Genomic DNA, 22,496 nt, shown 5'->3' on the forward strand with positions numbered 1-22,496 from the left:
GCGTACCGCGGGGCGCGCGCCGCGCCCGCCGCCGGGGTCAGCGGCCCGAGGTGAAGGCCTCGTAGGCGTCGCAGACCTCTCGCGAGGGGCCGTCCATGCGCAGGACGCCCGCTTCCAGCCAGATCGCGCGGTCGCAGGTCTCGCGGACCGTGCCGATGCCGTGGCTGACGAGGAAGACCGTGCCGGCCCGCTCGCGCAGCTCCTCGATGCGGGCCTGGCTGCGCCGTTGGAAGGCCGCGTCGCCGGTGGCGAGGGCCTCGTCGATCATCAGGACGTCGTGGTCCTTGGCCGCGGCGATGGAGAAGCGCAGCCGGGCGCCCATGCCGGAGGAGTAGGTGCGCATGGGCAGCGAGATGAAGTCGCCCTTCTCGTTGATGCCGGAGAAGTCGACGATGTCCTCGTAGCGTTCGCGGACCTGCTGTCGGGTCATGCCCATCGCGAGCCCGCCGAGGACCACGTTGCGTTCGCCGGTCAGGTCGTTCATCAGGGCGGCGTTCACCCCGAGCAGGGAGGGCTGGCCGTGGGAGTAGACCGCCCCCGAGGCCACGGGCTGGAGGCCGGCGATGGCCTTAAGGAGGGTGGACTTGCCCGAGCCGTTGGTCCCGATGAGGCCGATGGCCTCGCCCCGGTAGGCGGTGAAGCTGACGCCCTTGACGGCGTGCACCTCGCGGATGCCGGGGGCGGGCTTGCGGGAGAAGATCCGGCTCAGGGCGGCGGTGGCGGCGCCCCGGCCGCCGCCGGAGCCGTGCACCTTGTAGATCACGTGGACCTCGTCCGCGATCACGGTCGGGACCCGGGTGTCCGGGGCCGCCGCGGTGGTCGCCGTCGTGGTCGCCGTTGTGTTCGCTGTCGTGTGCGTCGAGTGTCGGGTCAGGATGTCAGCCACGGCCGTACTCCTCCTCTGCCTTCCAGAAGTAGACGAACCCGCCGACGCCGGCGAGCAGGGCCCAGCCGATGGCGATCGGCCAGACGTGGTGGGGCAGCGAGCCCGCCTTGAAGCTGTCGATCAGGGCGAAGCGCATGAGGTCGATGTAGACGGCCGCCGGGTTGGCCTTGAGCGCCAACAGGATCCAGTGCGGCAGGTGGTCCTTCGCGAGCATGGAGTCGATGGACCACATCACGCCCGAGGCGTACATCCAGGTGCGCAGGACGAACGGCATCAGCTGGCTGATGTCCGGGCTCTTGCTGCCGATGCGGGCCATGACCATCGCGCAGCCCGCGCAGAAGACGGCCATCAGCAGGAGCGTGGGGAAGGCGAGCAGCCAGGCCGGCGAAGGGGTCTGGCCGAAGGCCAGCAGCAGGATGACCAGTGCGCCCATGGTGACGAGCAGCTGTTGGAAGAGCTGGACGACGGTGGAGATGGGCAGGCTGGCCCGGGGGAAGTGCAGGGCCCGGACCAGGCCGAGGTTGGAGTGCACGGCGCGGGTGCCGGCGTTGATCGAGCTGCCGATGAAGTCCCAGACGAACACGCCGGTGATCAGGAACGGCAGGTAGTCGGCCACGCCGTGGCTGGCGCGCATGATGATGCCGAAGATGAAGTAGTAGACGGCCGCGTTGAGCAGCGGTGTCACCAGGTGCCAGACCTGCCCGAGCTTGGCCGTGCTGTACGTGGCGTGCATCCGGGCGGTGGCGTACGCCGTCACGAAGTGGCGCCGGCTCCAGAGCTGCGCGATGTAGCGGGGCAGCGAGGGGCGGGCGCCGCTGATGGTCAGGCCGTGGGCCGCCGCCCGCTCCGCCGGGGTGGCGGTCGCGGGGGCCGGGGGCGCGGTGCGCGCCGTTGTCGCGGTCACAGGGGCGGTCACAGTAGTCGCTTTCGCCGGGGTCCGGGGCTTCGCCGTCGGGTGCTCCGGAGAGGACCGGAGGACGGGACGGGTCCGTATCGTCGCTACGGCGAGATTAGGCCGATGTTGCGATGGAACGCAACCGTATCGTCGTGACGGGTGAGTGGCGGCGTGCACGGCTATGCTCTGTGCATGACCACCGAGCCTGCCGCCGTACCCGCCGCCGCCCGCCGAGCCCCCGCCGGGGCCGCCGTTCTGCGCGAGGACGTGACCGAGGCGATCCGGGCGGCCGTGGTGGAGGAACTGGCGGCGGTGGGCTTCGCCCGGATGTCGATCGAGGGCATCGCGCGGCGGGCCGGGGTCGGCAAGACGGCCGTCTACCGCCGGTGGAAGTCCAAGCTGCACCTGGTGCTGGACCTGGTCGGCGCCTTCGCCACCGACGGCCTGCCCGTCCCCGCGACGGGCTCGCTCTACGGGGACGTACGGGCCCTGCTGGAGGTCATGTCCCACGTGCTGCGGCACCCGGTGGCCTCGGCGGTGATCCCGGACCTGCTGGTGGAGGCCGCGCGGAACCCGGAGATCGCCGACGCGGTCCGGGGGGCCCTGCTGGACGGGCAGCGTCGGCTCGCCGAGGGGATCGTGGCCGAGGCCGTCGGGCGCGGGGAACTGCCCGGGTCCGCCTGCCCGGAGCGGGCGCTCGACCTGGCGATCGGGCCGCTGTACTGGCGCCAGGTCGTCGTACGGGACGCCGTGCCGGCGGGCTACCTCGACGAGCTGGCCCGCGCGGTGGTGGCGGGCCTGCGGGCCGTCTGACGCCGGCCGCCGAGGCCCGACCGGAGCCGACCCTGAGCCGGCACCGCACCCGGCGCCGGATCCCGACCCGCGAGGCGCGTCAGAAGGCGAAGCGGTGGCTCAGCGTGGGCTCCGGGGTCGGGGAGGGCGCCGGGGGAGCGGGGCGGCGGTCCTCCAGGGGGGTGATCGCCGGGAGCGGGGCGGACTGGCCCAGGAAGACGCGGCGCACGACGCGTTCCGCCGCGTGGCCGTCGTCGAAGGAGCAGAACCGGGACCGGAACGCCGCGCGGAGCTGGGCCGAGCGGGAGCCCTGCCAGTGGCCGGTCGCGAAGATGTCCACGAGCTCGTCCTCGGTGCGGGCGATCGCCCCCGGCGGACAGGCCCGCAGGTCGAAGTAGGTACCGCGGGCCGCCTCGTACGCCTCCCAGTCGTCCGCGTGGATCACGATCGGCCGGTCCAGCGCCGCGTAGTCGAACATCAGGGACGAGTAGTCCGTCACCAGCGCGTCCGAGGCCAGGCACAGCTCCTCCACCGAGGGGTGGTCGGAGACGTCGATCAGGCGCGGGTGCGGATCCCCCGGCGCGCCGGTGCCCGCGTACGTCAGGTGGGTGCGGGCCAGCACCACGTAGCGCGGGCCGAGGTCGCGCAGGACCCGCTCGAAGTCCAGGTGCTCGGGCCGGCTGCGCCGGTAGTCGCGGTGGGTGGGGGCGTAGAGGATCGCCGTCGATCCCGGCGGGACGCCGAGGCGCTCGCGCAGCTCCAGGACGTCGGACCGGCTCGCCCGGTGGAAGGCGTCGTTGCGCGGATAGCCGTATTCGAGGGTCGTGTAGGAGGCGGGGACGGCCTTCTCCCAGACCAGGGTCGAGTGCCGGTTCGCCGAGAGCAGGTAGTCCCACTGGTCGGCGCCCCGCAGCAGGCCGGCGAAGTCCGTGGTGGGGGTGGCCGCCGGCCGGTCCTGGAGGTCGAGGCCCACCCGCTTGAGCGGGGTGCCGTGCTGGGTCTGCACCAGGATCTGCCCGGGGCGCTTGACCAGCCCGCGGTCGAAGTTGACGTTCGTGGTCAGGTACGTGGCCCGCGCCAGGGCCGTCCAGTACGCGGCCGTGCCCGGCCGGAGCCGGGCCGTCTGCGGCGGGAGGGTCGAGGCGTGGCGGGGGTCGCAGATCCACGCGGTGCGCATCCTGGGGGACAGTTCGCGCAGCTTCGCCTCGATGGCCGCCGGGTTGCAGGCGTAGCCGCCGTGCCAGTAGGCGGAGAACACCGCCAGCTCCGGGCGCAGCGGCAGCAGGCGCTGGATCCGGTAGTGCAGGCGCAGGGAGGTCTCGCGCAGGCCCCGCCCCAGGGTCGAGCCCGCGCCGGCCCCGGCCAGCGCGCCCGCGCGCAGGACCGACAGCAGCCGGTACGTGCGCCGGGCGCCCCACCGCATCAGGGTGTGCCGCACCCGGTCGGTGCGCGACAGGGACAGCGACCGGGCGCCGCTCCCGACGGCCGGGGTGCGGTGCCGGCGCAGCAGGGCGGAGGCCCGGGAGAAGAACTCGGCGCGGGAGGCGCGCGGGAGGCGGCGCGGGTCGGCGTACAGGGCGCAGAAGTGCTCGGCCATCCGACGGTGCACCGTGGGCCGCCAGCGCTCCAGTTCGGGGCGACCGCAGAGGTAGCCGAAGACCCGGTCGTACTGGTCGAAGATGTCGAGGTGGCGACGGCTGGTGGTGGTCAGGATCGAGCCCGTCCGGCGCTGGCGGTAGTGCACGCAGACCCGGTCGAGGACGGCCACGGACTCGGCGGCCAGCAGCGCCGGATAGGTCCAGGGGGTGTCCTCGTAGAAACCGGGCGGGAACGTGAGGCCCTCGCGCTCCACGTACTCGCGGCGGTACGCCTTGTTCCACACCACCATCAGCATGCCGAGCAGGGCCGGGCGGTCGGCGAGCCGGAAGCTGGCCGGGCCCTCCTCGGAGAGGCGGTGCGCGAGGCGGTTGCGGACCAGTTCGCCGGTCCAGAAGGTGCGCGCGTAGTCGTAGACCAGGACGTCGGGGGAGCCGGTGGCCTTGATCCGGTCGGCGATGGCCCGGAGGGCGCCGGGGGCCAGGGTGTCGTCGCCGTCGAGGAAGACCACGTAGTCGCCGGTGGCCCGCGCCAGACCCGCGTTGCGGGCCGGACCCAGGCCGAGGTTGTGCGTCAGGTGCACGGCCGTGACCCGGGGGTCACGGGCGGCGTGCTCGTCGATGAGGGACCCGCAGGCGTCCGGGGAGGCGTCGTCGACCGCGATCAGCTCCAGATCCCCGTACGACTGGGACAGGACCGACTCCAGACTCTCCTGGAGGTACGCCTGAACCTTGTACGCGGGCACGATGACGCTGAACCGGGGCACGGCACATCCAGGGGTCGGCGCGGGCATATGGGCCAGGAACCGCGCGCGCGCCGATCGGGTTACGCACCCTGTGGCATTCGGGTTGTCCGGCGTCAACGCCGCACGTCAACGCCTTGATCCAAAGGGTTACTTGATCGCTCCCGCCATCACGCCCGACACGAACTGTCGCTGGAAGGCGAAGAAGACCACCAACGGCACGACCATCGACAGGAAGGCCCCCGGGGCCAACACGTCGATGTTGTTCCCGAACTGCCGCACCTGCTGCTGGAGCGCGACCGTCACGGGCGGGTGCGCCGAGTCCGCGAAGACCAGCGCCACCAACATGTCGTTCCACACCCACAGGAACTGGAAGATGCCGAGCGAGGCGATGGCCGGCCCGCCGAGCGGCAGCACCACCCGGGCGAACAGGCGCAGTTCGCCCGCCCCGTCCAGGCGCGCCGCCTCCAGCAGCTCGCGCGGGATCTCGGCGAAGAAGTTCCGCAACAGGAACACCGCGAAGGGAAGGCCGAAGGCGGTGTGGAACAGCACCACGCCCGCCGTCGTCTCGAACAGGCCCACCGAGCCGAAGAGTTCGGACACCGGGATCAACGCCACCTGCACGGGGACCACCAGCAGCCCGACCACGACCAGGAACAGCCAGTCCCGGCCCGGGAACTCCAGCCAGGCGAAGGCGTACCCGGCCAAGGAGCCCAGTACGAGCACCAACAGGGTCGCCGGAACCGCGATGGCCACCGTGCTCAGCAGCGAACCGGTGATGGTGTCGTTGGAGAGCAGCCGGTCGTAGTTCGACACCGTCAGCCGGGAGGGCTCCGTCAGGACCCGCCACCAGCCGCCGTCGTTGAGGTCGGTGGGCGACAGGAAGGACGAGACCAGCAGCCCGAGCGTCGGCAGCAACCAGAACAGCGCCGCCAGGACGAGGAAGACGCGCAGCGCCCCGCCCGCCGCGCGGGCCGCCCACCGGCCGGAGCCCTCGCCCCGGGCCTTGACGGGTTCGGGTGGAACGGGCGCCCCGTGGGGGGCGGGCGCCGACCGCGTCGTGCTCATCGGGAGGACTCCTTCCGCATGCGGCGGATGTTCAGCAGCATCACCGGCACCACCAGCACCAACAGCAGGACCGCGATGGCACTGCCCAGGCCCGGATCGGCGTCCGTCCCGAAGGAGGTCCGGTAGAGCTGGAGCGCGAGCACGTTCGCGTCGTCCTGGACCGCGCCCGGGGCGATCACGAAGACCAGGTCGAAGACCTTCATCACGTTGATCACCAAGGTCACCAGGACCACCGCCAACACCGGACCCAACAGCGGAACGGTGATCCGCCGGAACACCTGCCACTCACCCGCCCCGTCCACCCGGGCCGCCTCCAGCAGCTCGCGCGGCACGGCCGCCAGCCCGGCCCCGATCAGCACCATCGCGAACCCGGCCCACATCCACACGTACGCCCCGATCACCGCCGGGGTCACCAGCGTCGGACCGAGCCAGCCGACCCCCGCGTACGGCTCCCGGAAGTTGCTCCCCGGCAGCCGCAGGAGCGCCCCGTCCGCCCTTGCGGGCAGGGTGAAGGTGCCGTCGGCGCGGGCTGTGGTCGAGGCCACCACCCGCCCGTCCCGGACCGCCTCGACCCGCATCCCGGAGAACCCCTGCTCGGTCGGGTCGACCGTGTTGACGGCGCCGCCCCCGCCCCGGGTGAAGTCCTGCCAGACGGTGCCGGTGACCTCGCCCGGTCCGACCTCGGAGGTCCCGGCGGTACGGGTCCCCTTCGGCAGGGCCTCCGGAGCCACCCCGACCAGCGGGAGCAGCGCCGCCGTCCCCGCCCGCACGGGCTCGCGCGTCACGAAGGCGCCGCCCTCGGCGGCCTCCAGCGGGGAGTCCCGGCCCGGCCGGGCCTTGGGGAAGGCGGAGGACGGGGCGAAGGTGTCGTGCACCCCGACCCACACCGCGTTGGCCAGGCCCCGGTCGGGGTCCTGGTCGTAGACGAGCCGGAAGATGATGCCCGCCGCCAGCATCGAGATCGCCATCGGCATGAAGACCAGCAGCTTGAACGCCGTGCCCCAGCGGACCCGTTCGGTCAGCACCGCGAAGATCAGGCCGAGGGCGGTGGCCGTGGTCGGGGCCAACACCACCCACAGCATCGTGTTGCGCAGGGCGGTGCGGATCGTCGGGTCGCTCAGGATCTCCCGGTAGTTGTCCGCGCCGACGAAGGCGTCCCCGGAGCGGTCGAAGAGGCTGCGGTAGAGGGAGTAGCCGATGGGGTGCACCACGAGCGCCCCGAGCAGCACCAGCGTGGGCAGGATGAAGGCCGCCGCGACCAGCCGGCGCCGCCGGCGCTCCGGCCGGCCCGTGCGGGCGGCCCCGGACTTCGGGGCCCGCCCCGCCGCTGTCGCCGCCGCTGACGTCGCCGCCGGCTCCGGCGCCGGCTCCGCGGTCCGTGCGTCCTTGATCGTCACGGGTCAGTTCCCGTAGGCCTTGGCCGCGTCCGCCTCCAGCCTCGCCTGGATCCCCGCCACGTCCGACGGGTTCGCCAGGAAGTCCTGGAGCGCCTTCCACTCGCCCGCGCCCGGGGTCCCGCCGAAGGCCGCCGGGGCCTGGTCCGACAGGTCGAAGCGGAAGTCGTCGCCCGCGGCGATCAGGGCCTTCGCGATGCCCCGCTGGATGTCGTTCGGGTACGCCTTCGGGTCCACCGCCTTGTTCGGCGAGATGAAACCGCCCTCGCGGGCCTGGATCTCCGCCGCGTCCGCCGAGGCCAGGAAGGTCAGCAGCGCCTGCGCCCCCTTCGACGGCTTGAGCGCGACCGCCACGTCACCGCCCGAGACCACCGGAGCCTTCCCGCCCACCGCCGGGAAGGGGAAGACCAGGGCGTCCTCGCCCACCTTCGCCTCCGTCTGGCCGATGTTCACCGCCACGAAGTCGCCCTCGAAGACCATCGCCGCCGCGGGTCGGTCCCCACCGGTGAAGGTCTGCGTCACCGACTTCGGGAACTCCGTCGCCAGCGCGCCGGTCGGGCCGCCCGCGAGGAAGTCCTTGCGGCCGAACAGCTCGCCCAGGGTGGTCAGCGCCTGCTTGACGCTGTCGTCCGTCCACTTCAACTCGTGCTTCGCCAGCAGGTCGTACTTCTCCGGACCCGCCTGCGAGAGGTAGACGTTCTCGAACCAGTCGGTGAGGGTCCACCCGTCCGCCCCCGCCACCGAGACCGCCGGGGTGCCGGACGCGGACAGGGTGTCGGCCGCCGCGATCAGCTCCTTCCAGGTCTTCGGGGGCTTGACCCCGGCCGCCTCGAAGGCCTTCGCGTTGTACCAGACCAGCGATTTGTTGGCGGCCTTGTAGTAGATCCCGTACGGGGTGCCGTCCACCGAGCCGAGGTCCTTCCAGCCCGCCGAGTAGTTGGCGTCCAGCTGGGCCTTGGCCTCCGGGCCCACCGGCTGCGCCCACTTGTTCTTCACGGCCGCCACCAGCGCCCCGACCTGCGGGAGCAGTGCCACGTCCGGCGGCTGGCCGCCAGCGACCTTGGTGCCGAGGAAGGTGACGATGGGGTCCTGGGCCGGGACGAAGGTGACGGTGGCGCCCGTCCGCTTCTCGAACTCCTTCAGCACCTTGACGAAGTTGGCCTGTTCGGCGCCCGTCCAGACCGCCGCCACCTCCAGCTTCTCGCCGGGCAGCTTCGGCAATTCCACCCGGGAGGCCGACGGTTGACCCTGGTCGGGATCCTTCGGCCCCGGCTGCGGATCGCCGCCGCACGCGGTGAGCGCGAGCGCCCCCGCGGCCGCCAGGGCCGTCCAGCAGAGTTTCCTACGGCTCGTTCCGCGCTCGCGCATGGCTGTGCCCCCGATGCCCGTGGTGTGTCCCGGACCACAAGGTCTACGCCGACCCGCGCGCCCCCGCAATACCGCCTCGGGGACCGTGCGCGCGGGGCCGGCGGGACCTCAGGGGGCCGCCGGGAACGGGACGGGGACCGCCGAGACCAGGTGGGAGGCCCGGTCCAGCGCACTGGCCAGCAGCGCCAGGTCGGTCGGCCCGTTGCCCAGCTCGCGCACCGGACGGCGGGCCGGAGGGTCACCCATCCGCTCCCACTCCACCGGGACCACCGTCGGCCGCAGCGTCGCCGTGCGCGGGATCCGCCCCGTCACCCGGCCCGCCTGGAAGGGCACCGATCTGCCGTCGGCGTACCGCAGCACCCCGCGCCCGGGCCCGGGCTGGTCGGGGGCTCCCAACTCCACGCGCAGGCTCGCCATCCGGGCCGGCTCGGTGTCGGCCGTCCGGTCCGGGCGGGCGCTGGCCGCGATCAGGTGCACCCCGAGCCGGGCCCCCTCGCGCGCCACCGCCTCCAGGATCCGCACCACCGAGCCGGCGGCGGGCCGGCCCGTACTGCCCAGCGCCGGGGCCACCAGCGCGTCGAAGTCGTCCACCAGCACCACCAGCCGGGGCAGCGGGCTCGGCCCGGCCACCTGATCGGTACGGGCCGTCGCCGCGCGCAACCGCAGGGTCCCGCTGCGCGGCGATTCCAGGTCCCCGCGCAGCTCGCCGGGGGTCGGCCGGCGGGGCGCGACCATCCGGTCCGACAGCTCCCGGCGGGAGTGCCACTCCGCGAACGGCGCCCCCTCCAGCAGCTCGTGGCGCCGCTTCAGCTCGGCGCCCAGGGCCTGCGCGAACTCCCGCATGCGCACCGGGTCCGAGGCCACCAGGTGGGCCGACACGTGCGGCAGCTCCGTGCAGGGCAGCAGGCCCTCGCCGCGCTCGCCGCCGGCGCCGTCCAGCAGGAGCAGGCCGAGCCGGTCGGGGCGGGCCGCCGCCGACAGGGAGGCGGCCAGGGAACGCAGCAGCTCCGTCCGGCCGCTCCCGGTGGGACCTTCGACCAGGAGGTGCGGGCCCTCGTGGACCAGCTCCGCCCCGACCGGACCGCGCCGCCCGCTGCCCAGCACCACCTCGGCCAGGCCGCCGACGCCCTGGCCCTGGTCGGTGGCCGCCGCCCAGCGGGCCATCAGCGAGGCCGGCGTGGCACGGGCCAGCCCCAGCTCGTCCAGGAGCCGGGAGGAAGCGGGCAGGGTGGCCGCCGCCGGGCGGTACGCGCTCGTCGAACCCGGCCCGCCCACGGTGCGGAGCGGGGCGAGCGCCCGGGCGAACCGCTCCGCCCAGGCGGTGGACACCCCGTCGGCCACGGCGCTCTCCCCGGGCGGGACCGGCCGGCCGACGCCGACCGCGAAGGTCCGTACGGTCGTGGCGACATCGCCGCTCAACAGCGCGACCATGGCGCAGTCGCGGAAGGCCGGGGCGTTCGCGCACGCGCTGTCGTACGTCTGCGCCACCGGGGAGGCCGGGGTGGCCGCCGGGGTCTCGGAGAGGACCAGGACGTGGACCCCGGACGCGGCCCCGTGCGAGGCGAGCCGGCCCGTGACCTCGCGCAGGGCGCCCGCGCCCGGATCGCCGTCCAGGACCACCACGGTGCGCGGGCCGTCGTACGCGTACGCCGCCTCGTGCAGGGTCGCCGGATCGGCCGCGGCCCAATGGGTGCCGAGCGGGCCGTCGTCCAGCCGCCGGGTCAGCTCCCCGACGCGGGCGGCCACCTGCTCGCGGTCGTAGGCCAGAAGCAGCCGGCAGTCCTGGCCGTGCGCGGGCCGTACGTGGGGGAGCCAGCCGAGCCAGCCCCAGTCGCGCCGCCGCTCCTGGAGCGGGCGGACCCGGTCGGCGGCCAGCAGCACGATCTCCAGCCGGCCGGGCGCGTGCAGCGCGGCCAGTTGGGCGATCACCGACCGGGCCACCCCGGTCAGCCGCGCCCGCGGTCCGGCGATGCCCAGCGAGCCGGTGTGCCGCAGCGCGACCCGGCTCCCCGCGCCCAGCCCGACCTCCAGGAACCCGGGGTGGCCGGGCCCGCGCGACCAGAGCCGCTCCGTGGGCCCGAGCGCCGCCAGCAGCAGCGCCGCCGGGTCGTCGGCGTCCGGTGCGGCCGTCGCCACCGCCGGGGGCTCCGCGTGGGCCGCCGCGTCCTCGCCCGCCGGGGAGTCCTCGCCGCGCACCCACTTGCGGGCCCAGGCCCCGATCCCGCGCCGGGGCCGGGCCCCGCCGTACGTCCCGGAGTCCGGGTCGGAGTCGAAGCCGGAGCCGGAGTCGAAGCCGGCATGGGGGTCGGAGTCGGGGGCGGCGGCCGGGGCGGCGGGCGCCCCGAATGCGCCGGCCGCCGGGTCGAGGGGGTGCGCGCCGCTGTCGGGGGCGCCCGCGTGCGGGGCGCGACCGGCGTCGGCGGAGGGGTCGGGCAGGGAGAGGTGGCCCTCCAGGTCCGGGACGACCGCGAGGGGTCTGCCGCCGCCGGGGGCCAGCCTGAGGGTGGACTCGCCGATCCGCAGGAGGGCCCCGGAGGGCAGTGCCACGGCCCGCACCCCGACCGGGACGCCGTCGAGGGTGGTGCCGTTCGTCGAGCCGAGGTCGGCCACGGCCACGCGTCCGTCGGGCATCACGGTGACCGCGCAGTGCAGCCGCGACACGTCGGGGTCGTCCAGCGGCACGTCGGCGTCCGCCGAGCGGCCCACGCGCACCGCCCCGGGGTGCAGCAGGTGAACCCCGCCCGCGTCGGGACCGGCCACCACGTGCAGCTGGGGGGCGTCGCCGTCGTCGCCGGCCGGGTCGGGGGCCGGGGTGTGCAGCGAGAGCACCGCCCCGTCGACCAGCGGGGGCTCGCCGAGGACGGTCCGTTGGAGGTCCAGCCGCCGGGACCCGGAGTAGAGGACGACCGTGCCGCCGGTGTCGGGTCCGCCCACCGTCGCCGCGAGCCCCGAGGCGACCGCGGCGAGCGCGGTCCCGGCGGGCGCGGTGACGAGCACGTCACAGCTGGCTGGCGCGGTGGCGGCCAGGTGGCCGCTGCGCGATCCAAGGACGGTCAGCCGGATCTGCATCGCCGTCAGCGGTCCCTTCTGCGCGGAGCGCAGTGCGCGGTGCGTGCGCCCGGCAGGGAACGTCGGGGCATGCCTGCCCGGTCACCCCCCGCCCGGCACGGACGCGTCGCCCGGTCAGGTCTGCCGGAAGGGCAGGGCTCCCGTCCCGGCCGTTCCGTACGGGTGCATCCTCGCACCTGTCACGGACAACACGCCCGGCACCCGCCAAGAAATGATCTTGATCGATCAGGAGGGGGTGGGTGCAGTGCACAAATACGGACATCGAGCAGAGCGAAAACCAGAAGAAACAGCCTCCGGCATACCCCACAAAACTCACCCATCGCACAAATGTGCGGCAACCAACCCTCGCCGTCCCGCGTCTTCCCCGGAGACACCCCCTAGAGTTGGGCCGGAAACGCGTACAGCGGAACCACCCCCCACACCGGGAAAACCCCAAGGGACGACAGCAGGGAGCGCGCGACGTGCGGCCAGTCGGCAGCAAGTACCTGCTCGTGGAACCGCTCGGACGCGGCGCCACGGGCACTGTCTGGCGTGCGAGCCAGCGAGAGGCCGCCGGAGCCGAGGCGGCCGTCGCCGGTCAGCCCGGCGAGACCGTGGCCATCAAGGTCCTCAAGGAGGAGCTGGCCCAGGACCCCGACATCGTCATGCGCTTCCTGCGCGAGCGGTCGGTCCTGCTGCGCCTGACCCACCCCAACATCGTCCGCACCCGCGACCTGGTCGTCGAGGGGGACCTCCTCGCCCTGGTCATGGACCTGATCGACGGTCCGGACCTGCACAAGTACATCCGCGCGAACGGCCCCTTCAGCCCCGTCGCCGCGAGCCTGCTGACCGCCCAGATCGCGGACGCGCTCGCCGCCAGCCACGCCGACGGCGTGGTCCACCGCGACCTGAAGCCCGCCAACGTGCTGCTCGACGAGAGCAACGGCCAGATGAAGCCGATGCTGACCGACTTCGGCATCGCCCGCCTCGCCGACTCCCCGGGCCTGACCCGCACCCACGAGTTCGTCGGCACCCCCGCCTACGTGGCCCCCGAGTCCGCCGAGGGCCGCCCGCAGACCTCCGCCGTCGACATCTACGGCGCCGGCATCCTGCTCTACGAGCTGGTCACCGGCCGCCCGCCGTTCGCCGGCGGCACCGCGCTGGAGGTGCTCCACCGCCACCTGAGCGAGGACCCGCAGCGCCCGCCGTCCCTGCCCGAGCCGCTCTGGACCGTCATCGAGCGCTGCCTGCGCAAGGAGCCCGACGAGCGCCCCAGCGCCGAGAACCTGGCCCGCGGCCTGCGCGTGGTCGCCGCCGGCATCCGGGTGCACTCCTCGCCCGACGAGGTGGAGGCCGCGCTCGGCGTCGGCGCCCTGCTCGCCCCCGACCCCTCGCCCGCGCCGGTCCCCTCCGGCCCCGGTGCGGGCATGGCCGCGCCGGTCGCCCCCGCAGGGCCGGCGGGCGCGTACGACCCCAACGGCATGACCAGCGTGCTGCCCCCGATCGGCGGGGCCGACGCCACCACCGTGCTGCCGAGCACCGGAGCGCCCGCCGCCGAGGCGACCTCCGTCATGCCGCCCGTGCAGCAGCCGGACGCGGCGCACCCGTGGCAGTCGCAGATGCGGGCCGTCCGCGACCGCAACGAGCAGACGCAGATGCAGTACCTCGACCCGAGCGAGGACCCGCTGCGCCGCCGCCCCCAGCGCCAGGCTCCGCCGCCCCCGCAGCACCAGCCCCGGCAGCAGCACCAGCAGCCGCCCCAGCAGCCCCCGCAGTACCGCCAGGCGCCCCCGCCGCCGCACTACCAGCAGCAGCAGCCGCCCCCGCAGTACCAGCCGCAGCCGTACCAGCCGCCGCAGCAGCAGCCCCAGTACGCCCAGCCCCAGTACCGCCAGCCGCAGCAGCCCCAGCAGCAGGCGCCCCAGCAGCAGCGCCCCCAGCAGCAGCGGCCCCCGCAGCAGCAGGCCCCGCGCGAGCCGCGCGAGCCGCGCCGCCGCAGCGCCAACCCGGTCCGGATCCCCGGCCTCGGCTGCCTCAAGGGCTGCCTGGTCATGATCCTGCTGCTGTTCGTCGGTGGCTGGCTGGTGTGGGAACTGACCCCCCTCCAGGATTGGGTCGGCACCGGACGCGGTTGGTGGGACCAGGTGTGGACCTGGGGCAACGACGCCGTGGACTTCGTCGGCTCCGTCGGAGACTCGACGGGTGGCGGGGGCACCCCCTGAATCAGCCCCCAGAAGCGCCGACTTCATGGATTTGTCGACATCCGGCAGGTGATTTCGCCCGCAGAAGTCAAGGTCGCCGCGATCCGGAGCGCCCAACCCCCATTCGGCCGCGTAGCTTTGGTGCGTACGCCAGCCGCTGAGGGAGCAGTTGTGGCACGGAAGATCGGCAGCCGGTACACCGCGCACCAGATCCTGGGACGCGGCAGCGCGGGCACGGTGTGGCTGGGCGAGGGGCCTGACGGGCCCGTCGCCGTCAAACTGCTGCGCGAGGACCTCGCCTCCGACCAGGAACTGGTCGGACGGTTCGTCCAGGAGCGCAGCGCGCTCCTCGGCCTGGAACACCCGCACGTGGTCTCCGTCCGCGACCTCGTCGTGGACGGCAACGACCTCGCCCTCGTCATGGACCTCGTCCGCGGCACGGACCTCCGCACGCGCCTCGACCGCGAACGCAGACTCGCGCCCGAGGCGGCCGTCGCCATCGTCGCGGACGTCGCCGACGCCCTCGCCGCCGCACACGCGGCCGGGGTCGTCCACCGCGACGTCAAACCCGAGAACGTCCTCCTCGACATGCAGGGCCCGCTCGGACCGGGCGGCGCGCACCCCGCGCTGCTCACCGACTTCGGCGTGGCCAAGCTCATCGACTCCCCGAGGCGGGTCCCCACCGGCCGGACCTCCGCGTCCACGACCCGGATCATCGGCACCCCCGACTACCTGGCCCCGGAAATAGTGGAGGGCCTGCCGCCGAGGGCGGCCGTCGACATCTACGCCCTGGCCACCGTGCTGTACGAGCTGCTCGCCGGGTTCACCCCCTTCGGCGGCGGCCACCCGGGCGCGGTGCTGCGCCGGCACGTCACCGAGACGGTGGTCCCGCTGCCGGGCATCCCCGACGAGCTGTGGCAGCTCATGGTGCAGTGCCTGGCCAAGGCCCCGGCCTCACGGCTGCGGGCCTCGGAGCTGTCCACCCGGCTGCGCGACCTGCTGCCGCTGCTGGCCGGGATGCCACCGCTGGACGTGGACGAGCCGGACGACGCCGAACGGGAACCGGAGGACGTCCCCGAGGAGCCCGCCTCCACGACGGGGGCCGAACCCGGACGCAGGCGGGGCGTGGTCCCGCTGGTCCCCGGCTCCGCGACCGACTCCAACCGGGACACCCACACCTCCATGCGGGTCCCGGGCCCCGACGAACTCGCCGGCGGCGCCCTGGGGACCGCCCGGGTCCCGCGGCCCGCGGGCGGTCACCGCCCGGGCTCCGCCCGCCACCGCGCCGAGGCGGCGCGCAAGCGGAGGCTGCTGCTGTCCGCCTCGGCGGTGGCGCTGGCCGCCGCGGTCGGGGTCGGCGGCTGGCTGGCCCTCTCCGGCGGCGAGGACCCCCCGCCGCAGGACACCCGACACTCGGGCCCCCTGCGCCCCTAGGGGCCGGTCGAAGTCCCGCCGGACGGGACTTCGACCACACCACCCCCGAGGCGCGAAGGATCAGGCGCGGACCAGCTCCGGGTGCCAGCGCCGGGCCACCGCGGGGTGGGCGCGGACCCAGCCCTTCAGCTCGTTGCGGCCGTACTCCGCGTGGAGCGGGTTCGAGGTGTCCTGCGCGAGACCCGGGGCCGAGCGCAGGTAGTCCCCGGGGACGGTCTCCACCACCGCGTCCAGCCGCGGGTTGTAGAAGAACGGCACCGAGTACCGCTCCACCGCGCCCGGCGGGCTGACCACCCGGTGATCGGTCGCCACCAGGTACCCCTCGGTGGCGATCTCCAGCAGCTCGCCCAGGTTGACCACGAACGCCCCCGGCATCGGCGGGATGTCCACGTAGCCGCCGTCCCGGACCACCTGGAGCCCGCCCACCCCGTCCTGGAGGAGCAGCGTCAGGAAGCCGTAGTCCTTGTGCGCCCCGACCCCCTGGTCCGTGCCCGAGGGGGCGGAGCCGGGGTAGCGGATCAGCTTCGTGTGCAGGTGCGGCCGGTCCGCGAAGGCCGCGTCGAAGAAGTCCGGAGAGGCGCCGATGGAGGCCAGCAGTTCCCGGAGCAGGCGGTGGGCCACCGCCGCAAGCCGGCTCTGCCAGGCCAGGACCGTCTCCCGCAGCTCCGGCAGCGCCGCCGGCCACTGGTTGGGTCCCTCCAGCCACAGGTACGCCGGATCCTCCGGCCCCGGCTCCGGCGCGGGCCGCTCGGCGCCGACGTCCAGCTGGTCCCGCCAGTCGGAGGCCCCGCCGGTCAGCTCGTGGCCGATCCGGGTGTAGCCCCGGAAATGCGGGGAGTTCAGATTGCTCACGGCCAGCCGGTCGGCTTCCGGGAGGGCGAAGAAGGCGCGGGTCAGCTCCAGGATCCGGGCGGTCTCCGCCCCGGTTATCCCGTGCCCCGTCAGGTACAGGAAGCCCGTGTCGCGCGCGGCGGCGTGCAACTGCTTGAGGAAGTCGGCCCGCTCGGCCGGGTCGTCGGCCCGGGAGAGATCGATCACGGCCAACGACGGGGAGGGGGCGGAAGAAGGGTGCGCGGACGGCATGACTGCTCCGTTTCGGATGTCACGGGGTCCTGTGCCCCAAAGGTGGCGGGGCGGCGGGTCGAGCCGTCCGCCGGCAGGGGTGGCGCCGGGACGGGGTGGCCGCGCGTCAGGACCGAAGTCGGATCGGGGTGGATCAGGCTCGTGCGGGGTCCGTCGGCAGACAGCTCGTCGTGGTCACACGCATGTGGTCCACATGGCGGCGCTTGACGAGGAGGAGGGTCATAGGGCGAGCGTACGCCCGCACCCACCACCCTCCATAAGGGCGGATACGGCCTGGCCGGAGAGTGCCGTCCGCGGACCGGCTAGGCTGGGCCCGTGGCAGTTGTCGATGTTTCCGAAGAGCTGAAGTCCCTCTCCTCGACCATGGGGTCGATCGAGGCCGTCCTGGACCTCGACAAGCTGAGGGCAGAAATCGCCGTGCTCGAGGAGCAGGCAGCCGCGCCGTCCCTGTGGGACGACCCGGATGCCGCCCAGAAGATCACGAGCAAGCTTTCGCACCTCCAGGCCGAGGTCCGCAAGACCGAGACCCTGCGGGGCCGCATCGACGACCTCGCGGTGCTGTTCGAGCTCGCCCTGGAAATGGACGACGCGGACACCCTCGCCGAGGCGGAGGTCGAGCTGGTTTCCGTGCGCAAGGCGCTGGACGAGATGGAGGTCAGGACCCTGCTCTCCGGCGAGTACGCCGAGCGCGAGGCCCTCGTCAACATCCGTGCCGAGGCCGGTGGCGTCGATGCCTCCGACTTCGCCGAACGCCTCCAGCGCATGTACCTGCGCTGGGCGGAGCGGCACGGCTACCCGACCGAGGTGTACGAGACCTCGTACGCGGAAGAGGCCGGCATCAAGTCGACCACCTTCGTCGTCAAGGCCCCCTACGCCTACGGCACCCTCTCCGTCGAACAGGGCACCCACCGGCTCGTCCGGATCTCGCCCTTCGACAACCAGGGCCGGCGCCAGACCTCCTTCGCGGGCGTCGAGGTGCTGCCGGTCGTCGAGTCCAGCGACCACGTCGAGATCGACGAGGGCGAGCTGCGCATCGACGTCTACCGCGCCTCCGGCCCCGGCGGCCAGGGCGTCAACACGACCGACTCGGCCGTCCGCATCACCCACCTGCCCACCGGCATCGTGGTCTCCTGCCAGAACGAGCGCTCGCAGATCCAGAACAAGGCCAGCGCGATGAACGTGCTCCAGGCCAAGCTCCTGGAGCGGCGCCGCCAGGAGGAGAAGGACCGGATGGACGCCCTCAAGGACGGCGGAAGCTCCTGGGGCAACCAGATGCGGTCCTACGTCCTGCACCCGTACCAGATGGTCAAGGACCTGCGGACGGAGTTCGAGGTCGGCAACCCGCAGGCGGTCCTCGACGGCGAGATCGACGGCTTCCTGGAAGCCGGCATCCGCTGGCGCAAGCAGCAGGAGCAGGGCGCGTAACACCGTGTGACACGCGACCACGCGTGACACCCACGCTCACGCGGAAGGGCCCGGACACCGTCAGGTGTCCGGGCCCTTCCCCTTTACGTGTGATCACGTCTGATCGGGACGCGGCACGGGCTACGCGGTGTGGGCCACCAGCGCCAGCGCCGTCACCAACAACACCAGAAGCGCGACGAGCGTCACCGGATTCAGTCCGCCGAACGGGCCCTGCTCCTGCTGGAGGCGCTCCCGGTTCGCCCGGCACACAGGGCAGCGGCCCTGGCTGACAGGTGCGGCGCAGTTCGCACACACGAGCCGGTCATATGTCATGCGCTCCTCCTCTCGTCCCCTCGCCAACCTTTAACGGCACGGGGACCGAGTCCGTTCCCCCTACCACTGTGCCGGCTCCGCCGACATTCGGCGCGGCCCGTCCGGGCCATCACGGTCCGGCCCCTCGCGCACCCGGGATAAAACGGGCAACTCCGGATGCCGGGTCCCGACCTCGCGCCCGGTCGCGTATGGTCACGCTCACCTACTCCCGGCGACCGTGGTGCACCCGTGATCCGATTCGACAACGTCTCCAAGTCCTACCCGAAGCAGAACCGTCCCGCACTCAGAGATGTCTCCCTCGACATCGCGAAGGGCGAGTTCGTCTTCCTGGTCGGCTCCTCCGGCTCCGGCAAGTCCACTTTCCTGCGCCTGGTCCTGCGCGAGGAACGGGCGAGTCACGGCCAGGTGCACGTGCTGGGAAAGGACCTCGCGAAGCTCTCCAACTGGAAGGTCCCGCACATGCGGCGCCAGCTGGGGACCGTCTTCCAGGACTTCCGGCTGCTTCCGAACAAGACCGTCGCCGAGAACGTGGCCTTCGCGCAGGAGGTCATCGGCAAACCGCGCGGAGAGATCCGCAAGGCCGTCCCCCAGGTGCTGGAGCTGGTCGGCCTCGGCGGCAAGGAAGGGCGCATGCCGGGCGAGCTGTCCGGCGGTGAGCAGCAGCGCGTGGCCATCGCCCGCGCCTTCGTCAACCGGCCGGCCCTGCTGATCGCGGACGAGCCCACGGGCAACCTCGACCCGCAGACCTCCGTCGGGATCATGAAGCTCCTGGACCGGATCAACCGGACCGGCACCACCGTGATCATGGCCACGCACGATCAGCAGATCGTGGACCAGATGCGCAAGCGCGTCATCGAACTCGAACAGGGCCGACTCGTGCGCGACCAGTCGCGCGGCGTCTACGGCTACCAGCACTGAAAGGCCCTGAGACGTCATGCGCGCCCAGTTCGTCATGTCGGAGATCGGCGTCGGTCTCCGTCGCAATCTCACCATGACCTTCGCGGTCATCATCTCCGTGGCCCTCTCGCTGGCCCTGTTCGGTGGCTCCCTCCTCATGCGCGACCAGGTCAGCGCGATGAAGGGCTACTGGTACGACAAGGTCAACGTCACCGTCTACCTCTGCACCAAGAGCGACGCCGTCGACGCGGCCGCAGCCCCCGCCACGGCCGGTGCGCCCGCCGCCGGCTCCGGCAAGCCCTGCTCCAAGGGGGCCGTGACCCCCGAGCAGAAGCAGGGCATCGAGGCCGAGCTGAAGAAGATGGCGCTCGTCCAGACCGTCCTGTACGAGTCCTCGGACGAGGCGTACAAGCACTACAAGGAGCGGTACGGGCACACGGCCCTGGCCTCGGTCGTCACCCCGGACCAGATGCCCGACTCCTTCCGGGTCAAGCTGAAGAACCCCGAGCAGTACGCGGTGATCACCTCCGCCTTCGCCGGTCGGGACGGGGTCCAGTCGGTCGCCGACCAGAGCAGCGAGCTGGACAACCTGTTCAAGCTCTTGGGCTCCCTCAACTGGGCCGCCCTCGGCATCATGCTGATCATGCTGATCGTGGCCCTGTTGCTGATCGTCAACACGGTGCGCGTTTCGGCGTTCAGCCGTCGGCGGGAGACCGGGATCATGCGCCTCGTGGGCGCCTCGGGCTTCTACATCCAGGTCCCGTTCATCCTGGAGGCCGCCGTGGCCGGCCTGATCGGGGCGATCCTCGCCTGCGTGATGCTCGCCTGTGGTCAGTACTTCGTGATCGACCACGGGGCCGCGCTGCGCGACAAGCTCCAGCTGATCAACTTCATCGGCTGGGACTCCGTCCTCACCAAGCTGCCTCTGGTGCTGGTCATCGGTCTGCTGATGCCTTCGCTGGCCGCGTTCGTGGCGTTGCGCAAGTACCTGAAGGTGTGACGAGCGCCCCGTGTGAGGTACGGCCAACCCGCCTTGCCGCACCGGGGCTTGTCCTAGACTCGGCGCCATGCCGGGTCTGCCCGCCCTCTGTCTCCGGCCCCGCGACCTGCGTCGCGGGGCCGCTCTGACGTTGCTCTTCCTCGTGTCCGTCACCGCGGCCGCGGGAACGGGCTGCTGGACCCCGGACGACGCCCGCGCCCTCGCCCTGACCGGCGCCGCCGCCACCGCCGCGGAGCAGGACCCGCCCGCGCCGCCGGGCGCGGAGGACCCCGGCACCGCCGACCGGGAGGCCGTGGCCCGGGCCGCCGCAGAGGCCGTCGCCGAGGGGAAGTCCGGCAAGAAGGCCGCCCAGGAGGTGGTCAGCCGCAGCGGGGACCGCTGGGGCACCGTCTACGACCAGGGCGAGTACGCCGCCTTCGCGGAGGAACTCGACGGCCGTTGGACCGGGGTCGGGCTGTGGGCCGGCCGCCGCCGCGACGGCCGGATCGAGGTGGACCGCGTCCAACCCGACAGCCCCGTCGCCCGGGCCGGACTGCGCGCCGGTGACCGGCTGTTGAGCGTGGACGGGCAGGGCGTCACCGGGCTCGCCGTCCCCGACGTGGTGGCCCTGCTGCGCGGAGCGGCGGGCACCCCGGTGGTGCTCGGCCTGAGCCGGGGCGGCGCCGACCTCACCGAGACCGTCCGGCGCGAGCAGCTGCACACCGAGGCGGTGACGGTACGCCGCCTCGCGGGCGGGGTCACCGTGATCAAGGTGAACTCCTTCACCCGGGGCTCGGGGGAACGGGTCCGGGAGGCGGTCCGCCAGGCCCCGCCGGGCGCCGGGCTGATGCTGGACCTGCGCGGCAACCCGGGCGGGCTGGTCACCGAGGCGGTCAGGGCGGCCTCCGCGTTCCTGGACGGCGGACTCGTGGCGACGTACGACGTACGGGGCTCCGAGCGCGCCCTGTACGCCGACCCGGGCGGGGACACCGCCCGCCCGCTGGTGGCCCTGGTGGACGGGGGCACGATGAGCGCGGCCGAGTTGGTCACCGGCGCCCTCCAGGACCGGGGCCGCGCCGTCACGGTCGGCACCCGCACCTTCGGCAAGGGCTCGGTGCAGATGCCCACCGAACTCCCGGACGGCTCGGTGGCGGAGCTGACGGTGGGCACGTACCGCACTCCGGCCGGCCGCAGCCTCGACGGCGCGGGCATCACCCCCGACCTGGCGGCGGGCGACGGGGCCGAGGAGCGGGCCCGCACGGTATTGAGTGGCATCGGAGTGGGTCCGTAGTGCGAAAATGACCGCACTATGGCTAAGGAAACAGGGCGCAAGCTGATCGCCCAGAACAAGAAGGCGCGGCACGACTACACGATCATCGACACCTACGAGTGCGGTCTCGTGCTCACGGGTACCGAGGTCAAGTCCCTGCGCCAGGGACGTGCCTCGCTGGTGGACGGCTTCGTCTCGGTGGAGAGCGGCGAGGCCTGGCTCTACAACGTGCACGTGCCGGAGTACAGCCAGGGCACCTGGACCAACCACAGCGCCCGGCGCAAGCGCAAGCTCCTCCTGCACCGCGAGGAGATCGACAAGCTGGACTCGAAGACCGGGGAGACGGGCAACACGATCGTGCCGCTCGCCCTGTACTTCAAGGACGGCCGGGCGAAGATCGAGATCGCGCTGGCGAAGGGCAAGAAGGAGTACGACAAGCGTCAGTCCCTGCGGGAGAAGCAGGACACGCGCGAGACGAACCGGGTGATCTCGGCCGTGAAGCGCAAGGAGCGCGGGCAGCTTTAATCTTCTGGCACACCGTGGTCCACTTCGCGTACGATGGCGTCAGCACCACACGCCGCGGCTTCGCGGAGGGTGCCGGTGGAGCGGGATCCGGTCGGTCCGACGGAGCCCGGCGACATCGCAGGACCCTAACTGAATAGCGTGAAACATGGGGATGATCGGTTTCGACAGCGGATGTCGATGTAGGGGAAGCGAGCCGAGGAAGCGGCAATGATCTCGTTAACCATATGTCGCAAACAATAATCGCCAACTCCAAGAGCGATAACTCCCGCTTCACCCTCGCTGCCTAATAACAGTGAGCTGAAGCCTCTGTGAGGAGCGTCAGCCCGGAAGTGGTCCCGGTCCGGATCCTGGCGTCAATTAGGGATCTAAACCTCTAACTCCGGTCACGGGGGATAGAGGGAAATCAAACAGTGACTGAGCCCGTCGGAGACTTGTCCGTGTGATCTCCGGGGCTGAGAAAAGCGCAGCGGAATGCGCTCGGAGAAGCCCTACTTCTGCACCGTTGGACGCGGGTTCGATTCCCGCCATCTCCACAACCCCATGTGGGCGAAGGCCCCGCGGCCTGTTGGCTGCGGGGCCTT

17 protein-coding genes and 1 other RNA gene are annotated in these 22,496 nt (G+C 72.8%); 9 read left to right on the forward strand and 9 right to left on the reverse strand.

Annotation, left to right across the window (positions count from 1 at the left end; genetic code table 11):
- Positions 1-37: 37 nt before the first annotated feature.
- On the reverse strand, positions 38-784 hold the full coding sequence (locus ACIOD1_RS30010) for an ABC transporter ATP-binding protein (RefSeq protein ID WP_365624429.1): 747 nt from the start codon (positions 782-784) through the stop codon (positions 38-40).
- A 94-nt stretch (positions 785-878) separates the two neighbouring features.
- Entirely contained in the window at positions 879-1,790 is a 912-nt protein-coding gene (locus ACIOD1_RS30015; protein ID WP_401905848.1) for an ABC transporter permease, read from the reverse strand.
- 183 nt (positions 1,791-1,973) lie between these two features.
- Between ACIOD1_RS30015 and ACIOD1_RS30020 the strand changes: the two genes are divergently transcribed.
- Positions 1,974-2,594 (forward strand): TetR/AcrR family transcriptional regulator, encoded by a 621-nt coding sequence (locus ACIOD1_RS30020; protein WP_401905849.1) that lies wholly within the window; start codon positions 1,974-1,976, stop codon positions 2,592-2,594.
- Positions 2,595-2,673: 79 nt separating this feature from the next.
- Here ACIOD1_RS30020 and ACIOD1_RS30025 read toward each other — a convergent pair whose 3' ends face one another.
- From ACIOD1_RS30025 to ACIOD1_RS30045, 5 genes are all read right to left on the reverse strand, one after another.
- Positions 2,674-4,935 (reverse strand): bifunctional glycosyltransferase family 2 protein/CDP-glycerol:glycerophosphate glycerophosphotransferase, encoded by a 2,262-nt coding sequence (locus tag ACIOD1_RS30025; protein WP_365624336.1) that lies wholly within the window; start codon positions 4,933-4,935, stop codon positions 2,674-2,676.
- Positions 4,936-5,061: 126 nt separating this feature from the next.
- Positions 5,062-5,979, reverse strand: coding sequence for a carbohydrate ABC transporter permease (locus ACIOD1_RS30030; protein ID WP_365624333.1), 918 nt, complete (start codon positions 5,977-5,979; stop codon positions 5,062-5,064).
- Positions 5,976-7,370 (reverse strand): carbohydrate ABC transporter permease, encoded by a 1,395-nt coding sequence (locus ACIOD1_RS30035; RefSeq protein WP_401905976.1) that lies wholly within the window; start codon positions 7,368-7,370, stop codon positions 5,976-5,978. The genes ACIOD1_RS30030 and ACIOD1_RS30035 overlap by 4 nt, the downstream gene beginning before the upstream one ends.
- Before the next feature lie 9 nt (positions 7,371-7,379).
- Positions 7,380-8,741, reverse strand: a complete 1,362-nt coding sequence (locus tag ACIOD1_RS30040) for an ABC transporter substrate-binding protein (protein ID WP_365624330.1) — start codon at positions 8,739-8,741, stop codon at positions 7,380-7,382.
- Between the two features lie 108 nt (positions 8,742-8,849).
- Positions 8,850-11,810, reverse strand: coding sequence for an FtsK/SpoIIIE domain-containing protein (locus ACIOD1_RS30045; RefSeq protein WP_401905852.1), 2,961 nt, complete (start codon positions 11,808-11,810; stop codon positions 8,850-8,852).
- A 461-nt stretch (positions 11,811-12,271) separates the two neighbouring features.
- Here ACIOD1_RS30045 and ACIOD1_RS30050 point away from each other — a divergent pair, with 461 nt between their 5' ends.
- Positions 12,272-14,011, forward strand: a complete 1,740-nt coding sequence (locus ACIOD1_RS30050) for a serine/threonine-protein kinase (protein ID WP_365624324.1) — start codon at positions 12,272-12,274, stop codon at positions 14,009-14,011.
- Positions 14,012-14,161: 150 nt separating this feature from the next.
- Entirely contained in the window at positions 14,162-15,424 is a 1,263-nt protein-coding gene (locus ACIOD1_RS30055) for a serine/threonine-protein kinase (protein ID WP_365624321.1), read from the forward strand.
- A gap of 60 nt (positions 15,425-15,484) precedes the next feature.
- Here ACIOD1_RS30055 and ACIOD1_RS30060 read toward each other — a convergent pair whose 3' ends face one another.
- Entirely contained in the window at positions 15,485-16,507 is a 1,023-nt protein-coding gene (locus tag ACIOD1_RS30060) for a 2-oxoglutarate and iron-dependent oxygenase domain-containing protein (protein WP_365624318.1), read from the reverse strand.
- A gap of 315 nt (positions 16,508-16,822) precedes the next feature.
- On the opposite strand from ACIOD1_RS30060, the gene prfB reads away from it, so the two are divergent.
- Positions 16,823-17,932 (forward strand): peptide chain release factor 2, encoded by a 1,110-nt coding sequence (gene prfB / locus ACIOD1_RS30065; RefSeq protein WP_365624315.1) that lies wholly within the window; start codon positions 16,823-16,825, stop codon positions 17,930-17,932.
- A gap of 120 nt (positions 17,933-18,052) precedes the next feature.
- Here the strand turns inward: prfB and ACIOD1_RS30070 are convergent, their stop codons facing one another.
- Positions 18,053-18,244, reverse strand: a complete 192-nt coding sequence (locus ACIOD1_RS30070) for a hypothetical protein (RefSeq protein WP_365624313.1) — start codon at positions 18,242-18,244, stop codon at positions 18,053-18,055.
- 228 nt (positions 18,245-18,472) lie between these two features.
- On the opposite strand from ACIOD1_RS30070, the gene ftsE reads away from it, so the two are divergent.
- The 5 genes from ftsE (at position 18,473) to ssrA (ending at position 22,451) form a co-directional block, all read left to right on the forward strand.
- Entirely contained in the window at positions 18,473-19,162 is a 690-nt protein-coding gene (gene ftsE / locus ACIOD1_RS30075) for a cell division ATP-binding protein FtsE (RefSeq protein ID WP_030240478.1), read from the forward strand.
- Between the two features lie 16 nt (positions 19,163-19,178).
- Positions 19,179-20,141: a permease-like cell division protein FtsX gene (gene ftsX, locus ACIOD1_RS30080; protein WP_365624310.1), complete on the forward strand. Its 963-nt coding sequence runs from the start codon at positions 19,179-19,181 to the stop codon at positions 20,139-20,141.
- Between the two features lie 67 nt (positions 20,142-20,208).
- Complete coding sequence (locus ACIOD1_RS30085) at positions 20,209-21,411, forward strand: S41 family peptidase (RefSeq protein WP_365624308.1); 1,203 nt, start codon at positions 20,209-20,211, stop codon at positions 21,409-21,411.
- Between the two features lie 18 nt (positions 21,412-21,429).
- Positions 21,430-21,915, forward strand: coding sequence for an SsrA-binding protein SmpB (gene smpB, locus ACIOD1_RS30090; RefSeq protein WP_266908355.1), 486 nt, complete (start codon positions 21,430-21,432; stop codon positions 21,913-21,915).
- A 147-nt stretch (positions 21,916-22,062) separates the two neighbouring features.
- Positions 22,063-22,451, forward strand: a transfer-messenger RNA (tmRNA) gene (gene ssrA, locus ACIOD1_RS30095).
- Positions 22,452-22,496: the final 45 nt, after the last annotated feature.

The organism is Streptomyces sp. NPDC088097, from assembly GCF_044741845.1.
Taxonomy (GTDB): Bacteria; Actinomycetota; Actinomycetes; order Streptomycetales; family Streptomycetaceae; genus Streptomyces.